20 protein-coding genes are annotated in these 18,762 nt (G+C 75.3%); 16 read left to right on the top strand and 4 right to left on the bottom strand.

Annotated elements, in window-relative coordinates; genetic code table 11:
- The first annotated feature begins 155 nt into the window (after positions 1 to 155).
- From ACI79K_RS01490 to nagB, 6 genes are all read left to right on the top strand, one after another.
- The gene (locus tag ACI79K_RS01490) at positions 156 to 1,241 is read left to right on the top strand and encodes an ROK family transcriptional regulator (RefSeq protein ID WP_456598748.1); all 1,086 of its coding nucleotides are present in this window, start codon (positions 156 to 158) and stop codon (positions 1,239 to 1,241) included.
- Positions 1,242 to 1,332: 91 nt separating this feature from the next.
- Complete coding sequence (locus tag ACI79K_RS01485) at positions 1,333 to 2,664, top strand: extracellular solute-binding protein (protein WP_456598747.1); 1,332 nt, start codon at positions 1,333 to 1,335, stop codon at positions 2,662 to 2,664.
- A gap of 78 nt (positions 2,665 to 2,742) precedes the next feature.
- On the top strand, positions 2,743 to 3,738 hold the full coding sequence (locus ACI79K_RS01480; protein ID WP_456598746.1) for a carbohydrate ABC transporter permease: 996 nt from the start codon (positions 2,743 to 2,745) through the stop codon (positions 3,736 to 3,738).
- Positions 3,735 to 4,613: a carbohydrate ABC transporter permease gene (locus tag ACI79K_RS01475; RefSeq protein ID WP_456598745.1), complete on the top strand. Its 879-nt coding sequence runs from the start codon at positions 3,735 to 3,737 to the stop codon at positions 4,611 to 4,613. Before ACI79K_RS01480 ends, ACI79K_RS01475 begins: the two co-directional genes overlap by 4 nt.
- On the top strand, positions 4,610 to 5,581 hold the full coding sequence (locus ACI79K_RS01470; RefSeq protein ID WP_456598744.1) for an ROK family protein: 972 nt from the start codon (positions 4,610 to 4,612) through the stop codon (positions 5,579 to 5,581). The genes ACI79K_RS01475 and ACI79K_RS01470 overlap by 4 nt, the downstream gene beginning before the upstream one ends.
- Positions 5,582 to 5,584: 3 nt before the next feature.
- Positions 5,585 to 6,367, top strand: coding sequence for a glucosamine-6-phosphate deaminase (gene nagB / locus ACI79K_RS01465; RefSeq protein ID WP_456598743.1), 783 nt, complete (start codon positions 5,585 to 5,587; stop codon positions 6,365 to 6,367).
- A gap of 1 nt (position 6,368) precedes the next feature.
- Here nagB and nagA read toward each other — a convergent pair whose 3' ends face one another.
- Complete coding sequence (gene nagA, locus ACI79K_RS01460) at positions 6,369 to 7,517, bottom strand: N-acetylglucosamine-6-phosphate deacetylase (RefSeq protein ID WP_456598742.1); 1,149 nt, start codon at positions 7,515 to 7,517, stop codon at positions 6,369 to 6,371.
- Positions 7,514 to 8,974 (bottom strand): glycoside hydrolase family 3 protein, encoded by a 1,461-nt coding sequence (locus ACI79K_RS01455; RefSeq protein WP_456589403.1) that lies wholly within the window; start codon positions 8,972 to 8,974, stop codon positions 7,514 to 7,516. Before ACI79K_RS01455 ends, nagA begins: the two co-directional genes overlap by 4 nt.
- Before the next feature lie 476 nt (positions 8,975 to 9,450).
- Here ACI79K_RS01455 and ACI79K_RS01450 point away from each other — a divergent pair, with 476 nt between their 5' ends.
- From ACI79K_RS01450 to ACI79K_RS01440, 3 genes are all read left to right on the top strand, one after another.
- Positions 9,451 to 9,585: a hypothetical protein gene (locus ACI79K_RS01450; protein ID WP_456589404.1), complete on the top strand. Its 135-nt coding sequence runs from the start codon at positions 9,451 to 9,453 to the stop codon at positions 9,583 to 9,585.
- A 56-nt stretch (positions 9,586 to 9,641) separates the two neighbouring features.
- A complete protein-coding gene (locus tag ACI79K_RS01445) occupies positions 9,642 to 9,998 on the top strand; it encodes a LuxR family transcriptional regulator (RefSeq protein ID WP_456589405.1) in 357 nt (118 codons plus the stop codon).
- A 110-nt stretch (positions 9,999 to 10,108) separates the two neighbouring features.
- A complete protein-coding gene (locus ACI79K_RS01440) occupies positions 10,109 to 10,279 on the top strand; it encodes a hypothetical protein (protein WP_456598741.1) in 171 nt (56 codons plus the stop codon).
- Positions 10,280 to 10,288: 9 nt separating this feature from the next.
- On the opposite strand, the gene ACI79K_RS01435 is transcribed toward ACI79K_RS01440, so the two are convergent.
- The gene (locus ACI79K_RS01435) at positions 10,289 to 10,447 is read right to left on the bottom strand and encodes a hypothetical protein (protein ID WP_456589407.1); all 159 of its coding nucleotides are present in this window, start codon (positions 10,445 to 10,447) and stop codon (positions 10,289 to 10,291) included.
- A 115-nt stretch (positions 10,448 to 10,562) separates the two neighbouring features.
- Between ACI79K_RS01435 and mgrA the strand changes: the two genes are divergently transcribed.
- From mgrA to ACI79K_RS01400, 7 genes are all read left to right on the top strand, one after another.
- Positions 10,563 to 11,594, top strand: a complete 1,032-nt coding sequence (mgrA, locus tag ACI79K_RS01430; RefSeq protein ID WP_456589408.1) for an L-glyceraldehyde 3-phosphate reductase — start codon at positions 10,563 to 10,565, stop codon at positions 11,592 to 11,594.
- A gap of 55 nt (positions 11,595 to 11,649) precedes the next feature.
- Positions 11,650 to 11,940 (top strand): hypothetical protein, encoded by a 291-nt coding sequence (locus ACI79K_RS01425; RefSeq protein WP_456589409.1) that lies wholly within the window; start codon positions 11,650 to 11,652, stop codon positions 11,938 to 11,940.
- Positions 11,937 to 13,205, top strand: coding sequence for a hypothetical protein (locus tag ACI79K_RS01420; RefSeq protein ID WP_456598740.1), 1,269 nt, complete (start codon positions 11,937 to 11,939; stop codon positions 13,203 to 13,205). Before ACI79K_RS01425 ends, ACI79K_RS01420 begins: the two co-directional genes overlap by 4 nt.
- Entirely contained in the window at positions 13,202 to 13,786 is a 585-nt protein-coding gene (locus ACI79K_RS01415; protein ID WP_456598739.1) for a hypothetical protein, read from the top strand. The genes ACI79K_RS01420 and ACI79K_RS01415 overlap by 4 nt, the downstream gene beginning before the upstream one ends.
- Positions 13,783 to 14,373, top strand: coding sequence for a hypothetical protein (locus tag ACI79K_RS01410; RefSeq protein ID WP_456598738.1), 591 nt, complete (start codon positions 13,783 to 13,785; stop codon positions 14,371 to 14,373). The genes ACI79K_RS01415 and ACI79K_RS01410 overlap by 4 nt, the downstream gene beginning before the upstream one ends.
- 66 nt (positions 14,374 to 14,439) lie before the next feature.
- The gene (locus ACI79K_RS01405; RefSeq protein ID WP_456598737.1) at positions 14,440 to 16,509 is read left to right on the top strand and encodes a glycosyltransferase; all 2,070 of its coding nucleotides are present in this window, start codon (positions 14,440 to 14,442) and stop codon (positions 16,507 to 16,509) included.
- A 47-nt stretch (positions 16,510 to 16,556) separates the two neighbouring features.
- Positions 16,557 to 17,171, top strand: coding sequence for a QsdR family transcriptional regulator (locus ACI79K_RS01400; RefSeq protein WP_456589414.1), 615 nt, complete (start codon positions 16,557 to 16,559; stop codon positions 17,169 to 17,171).
- A 25-nt stretch (positions 17,172 to 17,196) separates the two neighbouring features.
- Here ACI79K_RS01400 and ACI79K_RS01395 read toward each other — a convergent pair whose 3' ends face one another.
- Positions 17,197 to 18,663, bottom strand: a complete 1,467-nt coding sequence (locus ACI79K_RS01395) for a hypothetical protein (protein WP_456598736.1) — start codon at positions 18,661 to 18,663, stop codon at positions 17,197 to 17,199.
- Positions 18,664 to 18,762: the final 99 nt, after the last annotated feature.

Here is an 18,762-nt window from a genome sequence, read left to right as displayed (position 1 = left end):
CGGTCCGGTCACGGCGGCGCCAGCCCTTGACAGAGGAATGTAAGGACGGTGTCCTAACAAATGTGAGTGTGATGCGGGACACGACGCGCCAGGGGCACCTGCGACGGGCGACCGTGAAGGTCCTTCCGGAACACGCGCGTGCGCACAACCGCTCCATGGTGCTGCAGCACCTGTTCCACGCCGGGCCCGGCTCACGGGCCGACCTGGCGCGGGCCACCGGGCTGACCCGGGTCACCATCTCCGACCTCGTCGCCTCCCTGATGGCCGAGGGCCTGGTGGCCGAGCTCGGCGCCCGGGCGGAGGGGCGCCCGGGCAAGCCCGGCACGCTGCTGGGGGTCCGCACCGACGCGTTCCAGATCGTCGCCGTCGACCTGGCCGACGACGAGCGGATGCACGGCGCGGTGTTGGACCTCTCCGGCGCACTGCTGCAGCGCCGCACGACCCGGGTCGAGGGGCGGACCGGGGCGGCGGCCGTGGCGGCGCTGACCTCGCTGTGCCGCGACCTCGTGGCGGTCGCCACCCGCCCCGTGCTCGGGGTCGGCGTCGGCTCGCCGGGCGTCATCGACCCCTCGGGCCGGGTGCTGCAGGCGCCCAACCGCGAGTGGTACGACCTGCCGCTGGCTGATCGGCTCGGCGACGACCTCGGTGTCCCCGTGCACGTCGCCAACGACGCCAACACCGCGGCCCTCGGTGAGTTCACCTACGGCGGCGCCTCCGGCGGCGGGCTGCTGGTGCTGACCGTCGGGGGCGGTGTCGGGGCCGGGATCGTGCTCGACGGCGGCCTGGTGCAGGGCCACGAGCACGCGGCGGGGGAGATCGGCCACGTCACCGCCGTCGACGAGCGCGACGACATCGACGGCGCTCCGCTCGGGCGCCCGCTCCCGTGCGCGTGCGGGCGCCGCGGCTGCCTGGAGACGGTGCTCTCGGTACCGGCGCTGCGCCGGCGGATCGAGGGCCTGGACGCCCCGGGCGCGGCGGTGGCCCTCGGCGCCGTGGGGCGGCGCCTGGGCATCGTCCTGGCCCCGGTGGTCAGCGCGCTGAACCTGTCCGAGGTGGTGCTCAGCGGACCCCGCGAACTCCTCGACGGCCCGTTGCGCGAAGCGGCGCTCGCCACCCTTCACGAACGCACCATGCCCGTCGTCAGCAGCTCCCTGCAGCTGCGGATGACCTCGCTCGGCGAGGACGGGGCCCTGTCCGGGGCCGCGGTCCTCGTGCTGTCCGGCCAGCTCGGGGTCACGTGACGACCCCGAGCCGGCCAGTTGCAAGTCGGAGGACCACACCCCTGTGGCGGCGCTGTCCGGCACCGCCTGTGCACCAGGAAGGAACCCCAACATGACGAGGGTACGCACGAGCGGGCTCGCCGCCGCGAGCGTCGGCCTGCTGCTGGCGCTGACCGCCTGCGGCGGTGGGAACGAGGCCGAGGCGGGGAGCTCGGAGGAGATCCGGCTGTGGCTGGCCGGCTCCGACACCCCCCAGGAGCTGCGCGACTACCTGGTCGAGACGTTCGAGGCCGAGCACGAGGGCATGACGCTGGTCATCGAGGAGCAGGACTGGAGCGGCCTGGTGCCGCGCCTGCAGACGGCGCTGTCCTCGGAGGGGCAGACGCCCGACGTCGTGGAGATCGGCAACACCCAGAGCCCGACCTTCACCCACGCCGGCGCCTTCTCCGACATCAGCGACCTGGTCGACGAGCTGGGCGGTGACGACCTGCTCGAGGGCTTCGTGGAGGCCGGCACGGTGGACGGCGACGTGTACGCGGTGCCGTACTACTCCGGCGCGCGTGCGGTGTTCTACCGCAAGGACCTCTTCCAGCAGGCCGGCGTCGTGGTGCCGGAGACCCTCGAGGAGTTCGGCGCCGCGGCCGTCGCGCTGCAGGAGGCCAACCCCGCAGGCACGCCGAACTTCTCCGGCTTCTGGTTCCCCGGCCAGGACTGGTACAACGGCATCGCCTGGATCTACAGCGCCGGCGGGAGCCTCGCCGAGCAGGACGGCGACCGGTGGGTCGGCGCGCTGTCCAGCCCCGAGTCGCAGGAGGGGCTGGCCCAGGTCCAGGAGCTGTTCGCGAACGCGACGAACGCCCCGCGCGACGCCGACTCGGCCGAGCCCTGGGTGCCGTTCAACAACGGCGAGGCGGCGATGTTCTCCGCCCCGACGTGGGCCCGCTGGAGCATCGACCTGCCCGAGTGCAACCAGGGCGTCGACCCCGACGACGAGTCGGAGGCGGCCCAGGCCGCGCTCGCCGAGCAGCAGGCCTGCAACGAGGAGAAGACCGGGATCTTCCCGCTCCCCGGGCCGACGGCGGGGGAGCCGGCCACTGTCTTCGCCGGTGGTTCCAACATCGCCATCCCGGCGAAGTCGGGGAACCAGGAGGCGGCCCGCGACCTGCTGCGGATCATCTTCAGCGAGGAGTACCAGACGATGCTCGCCGAGAACGGCCTGATCCCGGGCAACAGCGAGTACGCCGACGCCCTCGGCGACGACGTCTACGCCGAGGCGGCGCTCGCTGCCGCCCTCGACGCCAAGCTGACCCCGCCGGCGGAGAAGTGGGCCGACGTGGAGGCCAACCGCATCCTGGAGGACTTCTTCCAGCAGATCGCCTCCGGTGCCGATCCGGCGGAGGCGGCGGCGCGGGCCGACCAGCTGATCACGGACACGCTCGCCTGACCCTGTGATCCGGGGCGGGGGCCCGACCGCCCGCCGACCGCGGCGGCCGCGCCCCCGCTCCCACGCCCCGGAGGAACCGTGTCCACATCCCGCAGGTCCCCCGCGGCGGTGCTCCCGCCGGCACCGCCGCGCGCCGCCGTCCCACCGGTCCACCCGGCTCCGGCGGCCGCGCCCGGCCCGCGGCGGCGCCGGTCGCTGCGCTCCCGCCTGGGGCCCTACCTGCTCCTGGTGCCCGCGCTGGTCCCCGTCGCGGTCGGCCTCGGATACCCGCTGGTGCGGCAGTTCGTGCTCTCGTTCCAGGAGTACGGGCTGGCCCAGCAGTTCGGCCGGCCGGCCGAGTGGGTGGGGCTGCGCAACTACACGGAGCTGCTGTCGGACCCCTACGTCTGGGGCGTGATCGGGCGGTCCGTGCTGTTCTGCCTGGTCAACGCGGCGCTGACGATGCTGGTCGGCATCGCCCTGGCGGTCCTCCTGACCCGGGTGGGCCGCGGACCCCGCATCACTCTCCAGGTCGGGTTGCTGCTGGCCTGGGGGACGCCGGTGCTCGCCACCATGACGGTCTGGCAGTGGCTGTTCGACTCGCAGTACGGGGTGATCAACTGGTTGCTCGCCGAGCCGCTGGGCATGGCCGGGATGCGCCACCACTCCTGGATCATCGAGCCGGCCTCGTTCTACCTCGTGGCGACCGTCATCGTCGTCTGGATGTCGGTGCCCTTCGTGGTGTTCACCGTCTACGCCGGGCTGCTGCAGGTGCCCGAGGAGTGCGTGGAGGCCGCGCAGCTCGACGGCGCCAACGCCTGGCAGCGGCTGCGCCACCTCTCGCTGCCCATGGTGGCGCCCGTGCTGCTCGTCGTCGCCCTGCTCCAGGTGATCTGGGACCTGCGGGTCTTCACCCAGATCCACGTCCTGCAGCGGGCCGGGGCACCGACCCGGGAGACCCACCTGCTCGGCACCTACATCTACTCGCTGGCGAAGGAGTTCTCGATGGCCGGAGCCATGGCCACGATCATGCTGGTCATCACCTTCGTGCTCACGGTCTTCTACATCCGCCGGATGCTGAAGGAGGAGGTGTGAGCCCCGCGCACACGGGTGCCCCCGCACCCGCCCGGCGGCGCACCCGCGGCGGCGGGACGGGGCGGCGGCTGCTCGGCCTGCTCGCCGTCGCCGTCGCGCTGGTGTGGGTCTTCCCGATCTACTGGATGGTCAACAGCGCATTCCTGCCGACGAATCGGATGCGTACCGGCGAGCCGTCGTTCCTGCCATTCGGGGGCACCCTGTCGAATTTCTGGAACGTGCTGACGAACCCTGATTTCTACGCTGCCTTCAAGGTGTCGCTGGCGGTCACCGGCCTCACCCTCGTCGTCGCCATCCTGTTCGCATTCCTGGGTGCGCTCGCGATCAGCAGGTTCCGTTTCCGCGGGCGCCGGTCGTTCATCCTCACGGTTCTCGTGGTGCAGATGATCCCGGCCGAAGGACTGTTCATCTCCCAGTACCAGATGTTGGACAGCTGGGGCCTGGTGAACGCGGTCCTGGGGCTCACCATCGTCTACGTGGCGGCGATCGTGCCGTTCACCGTGTGGATGCTGCGGGGCTTCGTCGCCGGGGTGCCGCTGGAGCTGGAGGAGGCCGCGATGATGGACGGTCTCTCGCGCACCGGGGCCTTCTTCCGCATCACCTTCCCGCTGCTGGCGCCCGGCCTCGTCGCCGCCGGTGTCTACGGGTTCCTGCAGGCCTGGAACGAGTACACGCTGGCCCTGGTGGTCATGACCGATCCCGACCAGCGGACCCTCCCGCTGTGGCTGCAGGGCCTGGTGGAGGCCAACCGGGCCACGGACTGGGGCGTCGTCATGGCCGGGGCCACGCTCATCTCCGTGCCGGTCATCGTGTTCTTCCTGTTCGTGCAGAAGCGGATGAGCGCCGGGCTGGTGGCCGGGGCGGTGAAGGGGTGAGCGCGCACCGGTCCGGCGCTCGGAGCTGCTCGGTCGGGCTCGACATCGGGGGGACGAAGGTCCTGGGCGTGCTCCTGGGCCCCGACGGGGACGTGCTGCGGACCCTGCGGGTGCCGACCCGCCCGGGTGTGCCCGGCGTCGTCGACACCGCCGAGGAGGTGGTGCGCCGGCTGTGCGCCGATGCCGGCGTGGCGCCGCGGGCGCTGGCGGGGGTCGGCGCCGGGGTGCCGGGGCTGGTCGACCCGGCCACCGGGCGGCTGTCCTACGCGGTCAACCTGGGGATCCACGAGCGCGGGGTCGACCTGGCGCCGGTGCTCGCCGCCCGCCTGGACGGGGTTCCCGTCGTCCTGGAGAACGACCTGAACGCCGCGGCCGTGGGCGCCGCCCGGCTGCTGGGGCTGCCGGGGGACCTGGCGCTGCTGGCCCTGGGCACCGGCGTGGCCGCGGGGTTGCTGCTCGGCGGCGAGCTCCGGCGCGGGCGGCACGGCGCCGCCGGCGAGATCGGCCACCTCCCGTACGACCCGGCCGGGCACCGCTGCCCGTGCGGTCAGCTGGGCTGCCTGGAGCTGTACGCCTCCGGCGCCGCCCTGGACCTCGCGTGGCCCGTCCGGTCCGCGCGGCCGGCGGCCGCCGACCTCTTCGCCGCCGCCGCGGCGGGGGACCGCCGGGCGGTCGTGGTCCGGGACCGGTTCGCCGACGCCGTGGCGACGGCGGTGCGGTTGCTCGTGCTCACCTGCGACGTCGAGCACGTCGTCCTGGGCGGCGGGGTGGCCGACGTCGGCCCGCCGCTGCTGGACGCGGTGGTGGCCGCCGCCGGGCGCCAGGCCGCGGGGTCGGCGTTCCTGCAGAGCCTCGCCGTCCCCGAGCGGGTGCAGCTGGTGCCCCGCGACCTCCCGGTGGCACCGGTGGGTGCGGCGGTGTGCGCCCGCGGCGGGGTGCCCGGTGTGGTCGAGCCGGTGGGATCCTGACGCATGGAGGTCGTGATCCTGCCCGGCCCGGACGACGTGGCCCGGGAGGCTGCGGCCCGGGTCGCAGCCGTCGTCCGGAGGCGCCGCGACGCGGTGCTGGGTCTGGCCACCGGGTCCTCGCCGCTCGGTCTCTACGCCGAGCTCGCCCGTCAGGTCGCCGCCGGTGAGCTCGACGTCTCCGGCGTCCGCGGCTTTGCCCTCGACGAGTACGTCGGCCTCCCGCCCGAGCACCCGGAGAGCTACGCCTCGGTCATCCGGCGGACCGTCACCCGGCCGCTGGGGCTGGATCCGGCCCGGGTGCACGTGCCCGACGGCCGCGCGGCCGACCTGGCCGAGGCGGCGGCCGGCTACGAGCGGGCGATCGTCGCGGCCGGCGGCATCGACCTGCAGATCCTCGGCATCGGCACCAACGGGCACATCGGGTTCAACGAGCCGACGTCGTCCATCGCCTCACGCACCCGGGTCAAGACGCTGGCGCCGCGCACCCGCGCCGACAACGCCCGCTTCTTCGCCTCCCCCGACGAGGTGCCGATGCACTGCCTCACCCAGGGGCTGGGCACCATCCTCGAGGCCCGCGAGCTCCTGCTCGTGGCGCAGGGGGAGCGCAAGGCCCACGCCGTCGCCGCGGCGGTGGAGGGCCCGCTGAGCAGCATGTGCCCGGCGTCGGTGCTGCAGCTGCACCCGCGGGCCGCCGTGTTCGTCGACGAGGCGGCGGCCTCCCGGCTGCGCCTGGCCGACTACTACCGCCACACGCACGCCCACAAGCCGGCCGGCTCCGGCGGGTGAGTCAGCGGACCGGACGGCCGGCCGCCCAGACCGCGCGCACCGACCAGTCGTCGTCCAGCACCACGGCGTCGGCCACGGAGCCCGGCGCCAGCCGGCCTATCCGGGAGCCGAGGCCGAGGGCGCGCGCCGGCGTGCGGGTCAGCGCTGTCACGGCGACGACCGGGTCCAGCCCGACGTCCGCCACGGCGGTACGCAGCGCACGGTCCAGCGTGAGCGTCGAGCCGGCCAGCGTGTCGGTGCCCGCCAGCACCGCGCGGCCGGCGCGCACCTCGACGTCGGCCCCGCCCAGGCGGTAGCGGCCGTCTCCGGTGCCCGCCGCCGCCATCGCGTCGGAGACCAGGGCCACCCGGGCGGGCGCCCCGGCGAACAGCAGCCCCACGACCGACGGGTGGACGTGGTGCCCGTCGAGCACGACCTCCAGCGTCACCCGGGGGTCGGCGAGCGCGGCGCCGACCGGCCCGGGGGAGCGGTGCCCGAGGCCGGGCATCGCGTTGAAGGCGTGGGTGAGCACCCGGGCGCCCGCGTCGAACGCCCGGGCGGTGCACGCCATGTCGGCCTCGGTGTGCCCGACGGCCACGGTGACCCCGGCCGCGGTGAGGCGGCGCGCGGCGTCGAGCGCACCGGGCAGCTCGGGGGCGATCGTGACGGAGCGCAGCGCGCCGCGGGCGGCGCGCAGCAGCCGCTCGACGACGTCGGGTGCCGGTGGGCGCAGGTGCCCGGGATCGTGCGCCCCGCACCGGGACGCCGCCAGGAACGGCCCCTCCAGGTGCGCGCCGAGCACCCGCTCGTCGGACCGGGCCAGGTCGGCGATCGCGGCGAGGGAGGCCTCCAGACGCTCCACGGGCGCGGCGACCAGGCTGATCAGCGAGCGGGTCGTGCCGTGGGCGCGGTGCACCTCCAGCGCCCGGCGCATGCCGTCGGGGCCGTCCTCCGCGGCGTACCCGCCGCCGCCGTGGACGTGCAGGTCGACGAACCCGGGGGTCAGCCAGGCGCCGGCCAGGTCGACGACCCGGTCGGCGGCCGGCGCTTCCCCGGTGCCGGCCGCGGCGATCGTGTCGCCCCGGAAGAGCACCCAGAAGCCGTCCACCCGGCCGTCGGCGTCGACCTTCCGACCGCCGCGCAGCAGCGTCGAGATCCCGCGCCCGGTCACCGGCCGACCAGCGCCTCGGCCGCAGCCCGGGTGCAGGCGCGGGAGGCGCCGTGGACGGCGACGGCCGGCCCGGGCACGAGCGCGAGGTCGTCGGGCATGCCGAGCGCGACGGTGACCGCATCGGGCCGCAGCTGCGCCAGCCGGCGCAGCCAGCGTTCCTGCCACGGGCTCCGGTACGCGTCCCGGACCGCCACGACCAGCGGCCGGCCGGCCGCTGCACCGGCGACCGCGTCGGGGGTGGGGCCGCCGTCCGTGACCGTCACCAGGGCGTCGAGGTGCCCGAGCTCCCGCAACGGGTCGGCCAGGCTCCACCCGGCCGCGCCGACCGCCATGTTCGCCTCCGCCCGCAGCTCGGCCACCAGCGCGGGCGCGGGCAGCTGCCGCAGGTCGCGGGCCCGTCGGGCCGCCCGGGCCGTCCGCACACCGATGTCGGCGGGCGCGTCACCGACGTCGACGGTCGGGGCCGAGGCCAGTTCACGACGCAGCCCGGCCACCCGGCCCGCGGCCTCGTGCAGCCGGTCCTCGGTCAGCGTGCCATCGCGCAGGTGCCCGGCGACCGCCTCGCGGATGGCGGCGCAGTGCTCCTCGCCGTCCTCGGCGCCCACGAGGAGCAGGTCGGCGCCGGCGGCCAGTGACAGCGCCGCGGCGCGTGGGATGCCGTGCGCCGCCCGCACCCCGGCCATGTCGAGCGCATCGGTGACGACCACGCCGCGGAAACCGAGCTCGGTGCGCAGCAGGTCGACCAGCAGGCGGCGGCTCAGCGTGGCGGGGGCCGCGTCGAGGGCGGGGAACACGACGTGCGAGGTCATCACGAGCCGGGCGCCGGCCTCGATCGCCGCGACGAACGGCGGCAGCTCGCGGCGGCGGAACGTCGCCTCGTCCACGTCGACGACCGGGAGGTCCAGGTGCGAGTCGACAGTGGTCGCCCCGTGCCCGGGGAAGTGCTTGGCGGCCGCGGCGACGCCGGTCGACTGCAGGCCGCGCACGTAGGCCGCCCCGTGCCGGGCGACGAGCCCGGGATCGGCGCCGAAGGCGCGCACCCCGATGACCGGGTTGCGGCTGTCGCTGTTGACGTCCACCGACGGCGCCAGGTCGACGTTCACGCCGGCGCGCCGGAGGTCCGCGCCGATGGCCGCGGCGACCCCCGCGGTCACCTCCTCGTCGTCGAGCACGCCGAGGGCCAGGTTGCCCGGGTAGCTGCTGCCGGTCCGGTACTCCAGCCGGGTGACGTCCCCGCCCTCCTCGTCGACGGCGACGAGCGCGTCCGGCCGCGCCGCGCGCACCGCGCCGCCGAGGCGGGCCACCTGCCCGTCGGCGCCACCGGCGGTCAGGTTCTGCCCGTAGAGGCAGACCCCGGCGAGCCCGTCGCCGAGCGCGTCGAGCACCCACCCGGGAACGTCCGGACCGGCGAACCCGGGCATCAGGCAGGCATTCACCAGACTGCCGAGATCGGACATCTCTCCTCGTTCCGCCGCCGGTGGGCCGACCATTCCCGACGCGGTCGGACGTGGAGTGCGGCGCCATTCTGCAGCGCCGCCCCCGTTCTGCCGTCCATTCGGGTGGGGAACGTCGTCGATCATCGCATGCGCGCTCGCGTCCGGTCATTACTCGCAGCCCGCGAGAAATGAGGCGGCGACCGCGGCCGACCTGGCGGGAGAGGCGCGCACCGCACCATTTCCCGCGCCGCGCCGATCGCCTCGGAGTTCCGACGACGGGGGTCACCCGGGAGGCGCCCGGGTCGTCGCTACGCGGGTGTGGACCCGCCCGCGGTGGGTGCGCCGGATCTGGCTGCCGACGGCGGCCCGGCCACCTCCGGGATGATCGCCTCGGTGGCCCGCGCGTTCTGCGGAGCCTGCGACCGCACCCGGCCACCGCCGACGGGCAGATCCGCAACTGCCTGTCCGCCCGCGAGGAGTCCGACCTGCGCACCGCGATGCGCGACGGCGCCACCGACACCGAGCTGGCCGACCGGTGGCGGATCGCCACCCTGGGCAAGCTGCCCGGCCACGGCATCGACGACCCCAGCTTCCTGCCGCCCACCCGCCCCATGTCCGCGACCGGCGGGTGACGTGGGCGACCAGGCGAGCGCGGTCGCCTTCGGGACGCCGGCGCACGATGGGGCCCGTGGACGACCGACGACCCGTGGACCTGGAACGGCTGGCCGCCGAGCTGCTCGCCGACGCAGCGGCGGGGAAGGCCCAGCGCGCCGCGCGCACCCTGCCGCACCCCGTCGACGGGCTGCGGCAGACCGTGATCGCCCTGGTGCGGGGCCAGCAGCTCGCCGAGCACGAGAGCCCCGGCCCGGCCAGCCTGCTGGTCCTGCGCGGGAAGGTCCGGCTCGTCTCCGGGGAGGACGCCGTGGAGCTGGGCGCGCTGGAGACAGGTCCCATCCCCGATCGCCGGCACAGCCTGCACGCCGACGAGGACAGCGTCGTCCTCCTCAGCGTCGCCGTGCCCCAGCGGGCGCCGACCGGCGGTTGACCCCCCTGGCGGTGCCGGCCGGGAGCCGCCGACGTCAGAGGGGTGCGGCCACGCCGGGCACGGCGCGGGCCGGTCTGGACGATCCGGTCGCCGGGGTGGAGGGTGCGCCCATGACGGAGAACCGCTACGCCATCGGACTGGACGACCTGGAGGCCGGCGTCCGCGTCGCTCCCGCCGAGCAGGTGGCCGGGCAGCCGGTGCCGGAACTGCCACCGGTGGACCGGCGCACCGATCAGCTGCCGTACGCCGACGGAGCCGGCGGCGACGCAGACGGGGACTGACCGGCCCGGTCAGACCTTGCTGCTGCCCTTCAACCAGCCGTAGGCGGCGGTGGCCAGGAAGAGCACGACGCCCACGAGCAGCAGCCAGAACAGCCCCTCGATCAGCGCCCCGATGATCGACAGCGCCAGCCAGACGACCAGCAGCAGACCGATCAGGCGCAGCAGCACGGGCACTCCTGGGGTGAGGCGGGGACGGCGCCGCCCAGCCTAGCGGCGGCGACCGCGCCGGACGAGGCTACGGGGCCGGTGGGCGGGGGAGCGGGCGGTCGGACAGGATGCAGCGATGGCCTACTCCGCTGCCGACGACCGCTACGAGTCCATGCCCTACCGCCGCACCGGGCGCAGTGGCCTGGACCTCCCCTCGATCAGCCTGGGCCTCTGGCACAACTTCGGCGACGACGTCCCGTTCGACCGTCAGCGCGCCATCCTCCGCCGGGCGTTCGACCTGGGCATCACGCACTTCGACCTCGCGAACAACTACGGGCCCCCCTACGGCTCGGCCGAGAGCAACTTCGGCCGGCACCTCCGGGACGACTTCCGGCCCTACCGCGACGAGCTGGTCATCAGCACGAAGGCCGGCTACGACATGTGGCCCGGCCCGTACGGCCAGGGCGGCGGCTCGCGGAAGTACGTGCTGAGCAGCCTGGACCAGTCGCTGCGGCGGATGGGCCTGGAGTACGTCGACATCTTCTACAGCCACCGGCCCGACCCCACGACGCCGCTGGAGGAGACGATGGGGGCGCTGGACACCGCCGTCCGTTCCGGGAGGGCCCTCTACGCGGGCATCTCGTCGTACTCGCCGGAGCAGACCCGCCGGGCGGCGGCGATCCTCGCCGACCTGGGGACGCCGCTGCTGATCCACCAGCCGTCCTACTCGATGCTCAACCGCTGGATCGAGCGGGAGGACCTGCTCGACACCCTCGCCGACGTCGGGGCCGGGTGCATCGCCTTCTCGCCGCTGGCGCAGGGCATGCTCACCGACAAGTACCTCGGCGGCGTCCCGGAGGGATCGCGCGCCAGTCAGGGCAAGTCGCTCTCGCCGGACCTGCTCACCGAGCAGGCGCTCACCCACGTCCGGGCGCTCGACGACATGGCGCAGCAGCGCGGGCAGTCGCTGGCCCAGATGGCGCTTGCCTGGGCGCTGCGGGACCAGCGGATGACCACCGTGCTGATCGGGGCCAGCAGCGTGGCGCAGCTGGAGCAGAACGTCGGCGCGCTGGAGAACCTCGGGTTCACCGAGGACGAGCTCGCCGCGATCGACCGGCACGCCGTGGACGCCGGCATCGACCTCTGGGAGGGCCCCCGCACCGCCTGAGCTGCCTGTGGACAACGGATCCGGACCCGAGCCGGATCCGCCTAGGGTCCGCGTCGTGACTGACGGCCTCGAGGTGGAGACCCCGGTCCTGCGCGACGCCGGCCGTGCCCTGCTGGTCGTCTACCGGGAGTTCGACGGCGCACGGGACACGGCGGACGTCGGCAGCGACGTCATCGCGCACGACCGGCTGCGCGACCGGCTGCGGGAGTTCGGCAGCAACTGGGACCATCGGCGGACGGAGATGGCCGGGCTGGTCGAGGGCCTCGGCCAGGCCGCCCAGGACGCCGCCGAGGTGTACGAGCGGATCGAGACCGAGCTGGTCGCCGCCCTGGCCGGTGAGCGGTGAGCCGCCCGCGTGACTGGTCGCCGCTGCGCCCCTCGGACCCGGTCGGCGGCGACGCCGCGGCGATCGCCCGGCTCGCCCGGCGGTACGCCGACACGGCGGCGGCGATCACCACGGCGGCCAGGGCGCTCCGCACCATCCACGACAGCGCGACGACCTGGGAGTCCGACGCCGGCCGGGCCTTCCGCGAGCGGACCGCCGAGGTGGCCGGGACGATCGAGCAGGCCCTCGACCGGTACGAGGGCACGGCGGAGGCGCTCGCCGCCTACGCGCGCACGCTCGACGACGTCCAAGCGGGCGCCGACACGGTCCTCGCGCGCGCCCAGCGGGCCGAGGACGCCCGGGACGCCGCCTGGCGGGCGAGGGAACGCGCCGCGACGCTGCCGGAGCCCGATCCGGTCGCCGAACGCCGGGCGCACGACGATGCCGCGGCCGCCACCGCCGGCATCCGGGCGGCCGACGAGGAGCTCGCGGCGCTGGAGGCCGAGTGGCAGGCGGCGGGGAACGCCGCAGCCGACGCCATCGACGACGTCCTGGGCGCCAGCGACCACCTCGCGGACAGCTTCTGGGACGACGTGCTGGACGTCGTCGCCGTCGTCACGGGCTGGGCCGGGAAGCTCTCGGCGGTCTTCGGGCTCGTCGCGCTCTTCCTGCTGGCCATCCCGGGCCTGCAACCGTTCGCCGCGGCGTTCGCGGGGCTCGCGTTCGTCACCGGGGCCGTCTCCCTGGCGGGGAACACCGTGCTGCACGCGGCGGGCCGGGCGGAGCTGTCGGACATGCTGTGGGACGCGGTGGGCGTGCTCACCTTCGGGGTGGGCCGTGCCTTCGCGCTGGCCGGCCGGGCGGTCGCCACCGGCACCCGCGGGCTGGCCCGCCCCTCGCTGGTGCAGCACCTGCGCGCCTCGGGGATGACCCGCCGGCAGGCCCGGCAGGCGGTGCGGGACCAGGGCGTCCCGGCCGGCGGGTCCGTGCCCGGCGCGCTCACTTCCCGAGCCCGCCGGCCGTCCGGCTGGGTGCCCACCCGCGGGGAGTGGGCCGAGGCCTACCGCCCGTCGGGGCTGTTCCGCGACGTGACCTCCGGTCGCTCCCCGACGGTCCACCCCGCGACCACCGCCGCCCCCGTGGTCCGGACGGGGCAGCGCAGCCAGTTCCTCGCCGACGCCGCGGTGCTCTCCTCGGCCGGTGCCGGGAGCGCCGCCACCGGCCGCGCGATCGGCGAGGAGCTGCGCGGCCACGGACCCCGCACCCCCGTCGGGTCCGGACGGTGACCATGGCGCTCCGCCCCCGGGACTTCACGTTCGCGGTGCCCGGCGACTGGGCGCGGATCCGGGTCCTGGACGAGGCGCGGCGGGATGCCGACGTCCGTCGGATCGCCCGGGCGGTCACCCGGGGCCGGCCCGACCGCGACCGGCTGATGCCGCAGGTGGCGCGCGCGCTGCACGGCGCGGCCGCCGCCCGCAGCGACAGCCACACCGTCGAGGTGCACCTCCCGGTGCTCCAGGACGGCGCCCCGCCGATCGCGTGCGCCCTGGCGGTGGGCGTCGTCCCCCCGCGCCCGGCGGGGGACCGGCCGGGCGCCGCGGAGGCGGCCTTCCTCGCCGCGGGGGGAGCGGGGGCGGCCGCCGAGGTGGTGGAGCTCGCGGCCGGCCCCGTGGCCCGCCTGCGCCGCCGGACGCAGGCACCGGCACCGGGCGGCCGGCTGCTCGAGACGGCGGTGGTGCAGTACCAGCACCCGATGCCCGGCGGCGGCTACGTGCTGCTGAGCTTCTCGACGCCGCTGCTGGAGCTGCTCGAGCCGCTGACCGCGCTGTTCGACGCCGTCGCCGGCTCCTTCCGGTGGCTCCCGTGACCGGCGCCGTCCAGGACTGGACCTACCGGGTCGAGCCGTCCGGCGCGGGCTGGGTGTGGCTGCCACGCTCCGGGGCCGTCGCCGCCTGGACGCAGGACGTCTGCGACGACCTCGGCGTCCACGGCGCCGCGGCGGGAGCGCTCGGCGAACAGGTGTTGTCGCTGGCCACCGCCCTGCGCGAGGGAACCCCCGACCTGGGCGCGCTCTGGATCCCCGATCCCCGGTACGGCGTCCTCGCCACGCTGCGCGCGGACCGGTACCGGCTCACCACCGGGCTGGCGGAGCTCGCCGAGCAGGAACGCGCCTCGGTCGGGCGTGGGCTGGCCCCTCCCGAGGTCGACCTGGTGGCGCTGCCGGCGGGCCCGGCGCTGCGCGTCCGGCGGGTGGAGCGGCAGGCCGGTGGCCCCGGGGACGGGCTGCTCGTCGAGAGCGTCCGGCACCTCGTGGCGCCGCCCGCAGTCGTCGACGTGGCCGGTGTGCCCTCGGCGGTGGAACTGGTCCTGGCGTGGACGCTGCTGCACGAGGGGGCCGAGTTCGCGGACATGGCCGATCGGACCGCTGCCCGGCTCCGCGTCACCTCCGGCTGAGCACGCGGGTCGATCTCACCCCTCGGGGGGATGTGCGCGCCGCGGGGAGATGTCGATTCCCCCGGGGTGAGCATCGAACGGGCGGCGCTGGGCCGCCCCAGCGGGACCCGGGACGCCGTTCCGGCGCCGGAGAGCGCCCTGCGGCTCCTCGGCGTGCGCGCCGTGGCCGTCGCCGCCGTCCTGGCGACCGCCGGCTACCTCACCTGGCGGCTGCTGGCCACGCTGCCCGAGGGGCCGGCGCTCTGGCTGGGGGTGCCGTTCCTGGCGCTCGAGGTCTACGGCGGCCTCGCCCTGCTGCTGTTCGTGATGACCACCTGGACCGTCGCCCCGGCGACCGTGCCGGCGCCCCGCCCCGGGCCGCCGCCGTCGGTCACCGTGCTCATCGCCACCTACAACGAGCACCTGGACGTGCTCCTGCCGACCGTCGCCGCCTGCCTGGCGATGGAAGGCGAGCACGAGACCTGGGTGCTCGACGACGGCGACCGGCTCGAGGTGGAGGAGATGGTGACGGCGCTCGGCGCGCGGTACGTCACCCGCCCCGAGCACGACCACGCCAAGGCGGGCAACCTCAACCACGCGCTGGCGCTGGTGCGCACCGACCTCGTCGCGGTGTTCGACGCCGACCACGTCCCCGACCCGGACTTCCTCACCCGCACGCTGCCCTACTTCGCCGACGAGCGGCTGGCGCTGGTGCAGACGCCGCAGCACTTCTACAACACCGGCTCGTTCGAGCACCTGCGCCCGGGCGCCGACCTGCACGAGGAGTCGCTCTTCTACCGGGTGATCCAGGCGGGCAAGCACCACGCGGGGGCCGCCTTCTGGTGCGGCACGAACGCGGTCCTGCGCGCCGAGGCGCTGCGCGAGATCGGGGGAGTGGCGACGGAGTCGCTCACCGAGGACTTCCACACGACGATGAAGCTGCACCGCGCCGGCTGGCGGAGCGCGTACCACAACGAGGTGCTCGCCCGCGGGCTCGCGGCCGGCAGCCCGGACGCGTTCTACGCGCAGCGCCGGCGGTGGGGCCGGGGGGCGATGCAGGTGCTGCGGCACGACAACCCGCTCACCGCCACGGGACTGACGCTGCGGCAGCGGCTGGGCTACCTCTACTCGCTGTCGGCGTGGTTCGACTCGTGGCGGACGCTGGGGCTGGCCCTGGTCCCGGTCGCCGTGCTGGTCACCGGGCTCTTCCCGGTGGATGCACCGCCCGCGTTGTTCGCGGTGATGGCCGGCGTCCCCTTCCTGCTCCAGCAGGCGGCGCTGACGCTGCTGTCGCGCGGGTTCGCCCCGGCGCGCTTCTCGCTGCTGTTCGAGGTCGTCCGGCTGCCCTCCAACCTCGCCGCGACGCTGTCGCTGGTGCTGCGCGGCACGGGCCGCTTCGCGGTCACCGCGAAGGGGCGCACCGGGGAGGAGCGGACCCGCGCTCGGGTGCCCGCGCTGCTGCTCGCACTCACCGCCGTGCTCGCCGGCAGCCTGCTCCACACGGCCGCGAGCCTGGCCGGCTGGACCCCGATCGAGCTCCGCTGGGGCGGCACCACGCTGGTGCCGGTCCTCTGGGTGAGCGTCACCCTCGGCTTCGTGCTGGCCGGCATCCGGCGGATCCGCGATCCGCGCTTCTCCGCCGAGCGCCGGGACGGTCACCGCTTCCCGGCCGCGCTGCCGGCCGTGGTCGACGGGGCGCCCGCGCGGCTCGTCGACGTCTCGCTCGGAGGCGCGCAGCTCCGCGTCCGCGGCGTCGGCGCCGCCGTCGGCGCCGAGGTCGAACTGGCCATCCGCGTGCCCGACCGCGCCGAGCACGTCGTCTTCCGGGCGGTGGTCCGGTCCCGGACCGACGACGTCCACCGGGTGCAGTTCGTCGGGCGGCAGTGGCGCGAGCTGGCCGCGCTGTCGGCGACGGCGTTCGGCGCCGGTGCGGCCCGCTGGGCGGCCGTCGAGGTCACCCCCGTCGGGCTCGCCGCCCCCGTCGACACGGGCGGCCGGGTTCTCGCCGCCCGCGCCGACCCGGACGCGGTGGCCGCGGCGGTGCGCAGCCCGTTCGTCTCCGCGGCCACGCGGCGCCCGGTGGACGACGACACCCGGCCGATCCCGCGGCTGACGCCGGAGCTCGAACGTTCCCTGGCCGGCGCCGACGGTCCATGAGCAGCGGTCCCGGGGACCGCACGCCCGGCTCTGGGACCATTCCGACCGTGGACCGGACCGGGAACCGTCCCGCGCGCACGCGGGTGGACGCGGCCACGGTGATCGCGCTGGCGGCCCGGTGGATCCACTCCGGGCGGCGCATCGACATGGGTGCGCTGGGCGAGGAGATCGGGGTCTCCCGGATGACCCTGCACCGGCACGTCGGCAGCCGCGAGCGACTGGTCGGCGAGGCGGTCTGGTACCTCGCCGAGCGCGGCTGGCAGGCGTGCACGGCCGCGGAGGACGCGCGGCGCACGCCGGGGGACCCGGAGCTCCGCAGCGCGCGGGTCATCCGGGCGTTCAACGCCGGGGTCGTCGGCAGCACCGGCATCCGCACCTTCATCGACAGCGAGCCGGAGTTGGCGTTGCGGGTGCTCACCGATCCCGCGGGGCCGGTGGAGCCCCGCGCGGTGCGGGTCGCGGTGGAGCTGATCGAGAGCGACGAGCGGGCCGGCCGGCTGCGGCCGATCATCGACCGGGAGAGCCTGGCCTACGCCCTGGTCAAGCTGGCCGAGGCGTTCCTCTACGCCGATCTGGTCGCCGGCCGTCCGGTCGCCGTCGAGGCGGCCGACCGCGTGCAGACGGCGCTGTTGGAGGCCGGCTGGGTGCGGCCCGGCGGTTGAGCGCCACCGGGCCGCACCCGTCAGGTCAGCGACGCCCGAAGGCGTAGTCGTCCTGGACCGAGTCGCGGAGCTGCACCGAGATGCGGTCGTTCACCGACGGGAAGCCGGGAACCGTGATCACCTCGGGCTCCCCGCCGCCGCGCGGCCGCACCTCGATGCGGATCGGGCGCAGCCCGCGCGGGCTCGCCGGCAGGTAGGCGTCGACCGCGTTGAGGAACGTGAGCGTGTTGAACGGGAACAGGTCGCCCTTGCTCAGGTCGGTGGCCTGGTCCGGCGCGGTGTACCCGGTCGGCGTCCGCGTGCCGACGTCGGTGAGGAAGAGGGCGTTCACCTCACCGACCCGCCCGAACGTGCCCTCGGTGCTGCTCCGCGGCGTGGTGGCGGGGGTGGTCACGTCCAGCGGGCCGGTGCGGTCGCCGATCACGTCGACGGTGATCTCGTCGGAGTCCGCACCCTGGTCACCCCAGATCTCCCGCGCCCGGATCAGGGCCAGGTTGGTGTGCTCCTCGCTCTTGGGCACGAAGGCCTCGAGGCCCTCGCCGGCGATGCCGCTGTTGAGGCGGACGAAGTGGTCGGACCGGGCGAACGGCGACTGGTAGAAGTGGTGGACCGAGCCGTCGGGCCGGTGGAGCGCGAACTCGTAGCTGTGCCGGCCGTACAGGTCCAGCGGGCCGAAGGACCCGTCACCGGTGATCGGGATCGTCGCCACCGGGTGGGCGGAGGTGTGCCGGCCGGTCCGCGTGCTCACCCGCCACACCTCGAGGGTGGCGCCCTCGAAGCCGAGGTTCTGCGGGAACAGCACGGCGCGTCCGGCGACGGTGACCTCGGCGGGCGGCTCCGGCACGACGTCGGTGGTCGCGGGCGCCGAGCCGGTGAAGAACTCGTAGACGGCGGCGAAGGTCCGCGCCGACGAGGCGGCCTCGGTGTGGCCCTGGTCGGGGTTGTAGAGGTTCGCCACCGCGCCTTCGATCACGCCGACGCTGCCGCGGCGGGGCTCGGGCGGGGAGTACCACTCACCCCAGACCGCCAGCGTCGGGACGCCGCCGGGCGGCGCCTCGGCGCTGCGCCCGTCCAGGTTGGCGTACTTGGCGACCTTCGCCGCCTGCGCCGGCTCGGCCAGGTACGCGTGGCTCACCGTGGTGCCGCGGGAGTGCGCGGCGAGCAGCACCTGCTCGGCGCCGGTCTGCGCCAGCACGGCGTCCAGGAAGGGGTCGAGCTCCGCGATCGCCTGCGTGTTGTCGCTGCCGCTGGTGTCGTACTCGTAGGCGAACAGCAGCTGCTGGGGGTAGCCGTTGCTGGTGAACCGCTGGAACTGCGTCTGCCACTGGGCGGCCGAGCCGCTGTTGCCATGCACGAACACGACCGGCAGGGGTTCGGCCGACGTCTCGTCGGGGTCGGCAGCCGCCGTTCCGGGGACGGCGGTGATCATCAGGGCGCCCAGCAGGACGGCGGCCCAGCGGCTGCGCCGTGGATGTCTCGGTGTGGTCCTCACGCGTGCTCCTCCCGGCGCCGGCGGCGCCCCGCGCGGACGTTACACACGAGTGATCCGTATCACTAGAGCCGTTGCAGCTCGCCCGGCTCGACGCCGGCG

This window comes from Blastococcus sp. SYSU DS0616 (assembly GCF_054051015.1).
Note: the sequence above shows the minus strand (reverse complement) of the source record. Positions and strands in the feature narration are given on the sequence as shown.

Coding starts and splice junctions, on each gene's coding strand:
- ACI79K_RS01440 (WP_456598741.1), top strand. CDS start 10,109: ATGACGGAGAACCGCTACGCCATCGGACTGGACGACCTGGAGGCCGGC.
- ACI79K_RS01490 (WP_456598748.1), top strand. CDS start 156: ATGGTGCTGCAGCACCTGTTCCACGCCGGGCCCGGCTCACGGGCCGAC.
- ACI79K_RS01455 (WP_456589403.1), bottom strand. CDS start 8,974: ATGTCCGATCTCGGCAGTCTGGTGAATGCCTGCCTGATGCCCGGGTTC.
- ACI79K_RS01485 (WP_456598747.1), top strand. CDS start 1,333: ATGACGAGGGTACGCACGAGCGGGCTCGCCGCCGCGAGCGTCGGCCTG.
- mgrA (WP_456589408.1), top strand. CDS start 10,563: ATGGCCTACTCCGCTGCCGACGACCGCTACGAGTCCATGCCCTACCGC.
- nagB (WP_456598743.1), top strand. CDS start 5,585: ATGGAGGTCGTGATCCTGCCCGGCCCGGACGACGTGGCCCGGGAGGCT.
- ACI79K_RS01450 (WP_456589404.1), top strand. CDS start 9,451: ATGCGCGACGGCGCCACCGACACCGAGCTGGCCGACCGGTGGCGGATC.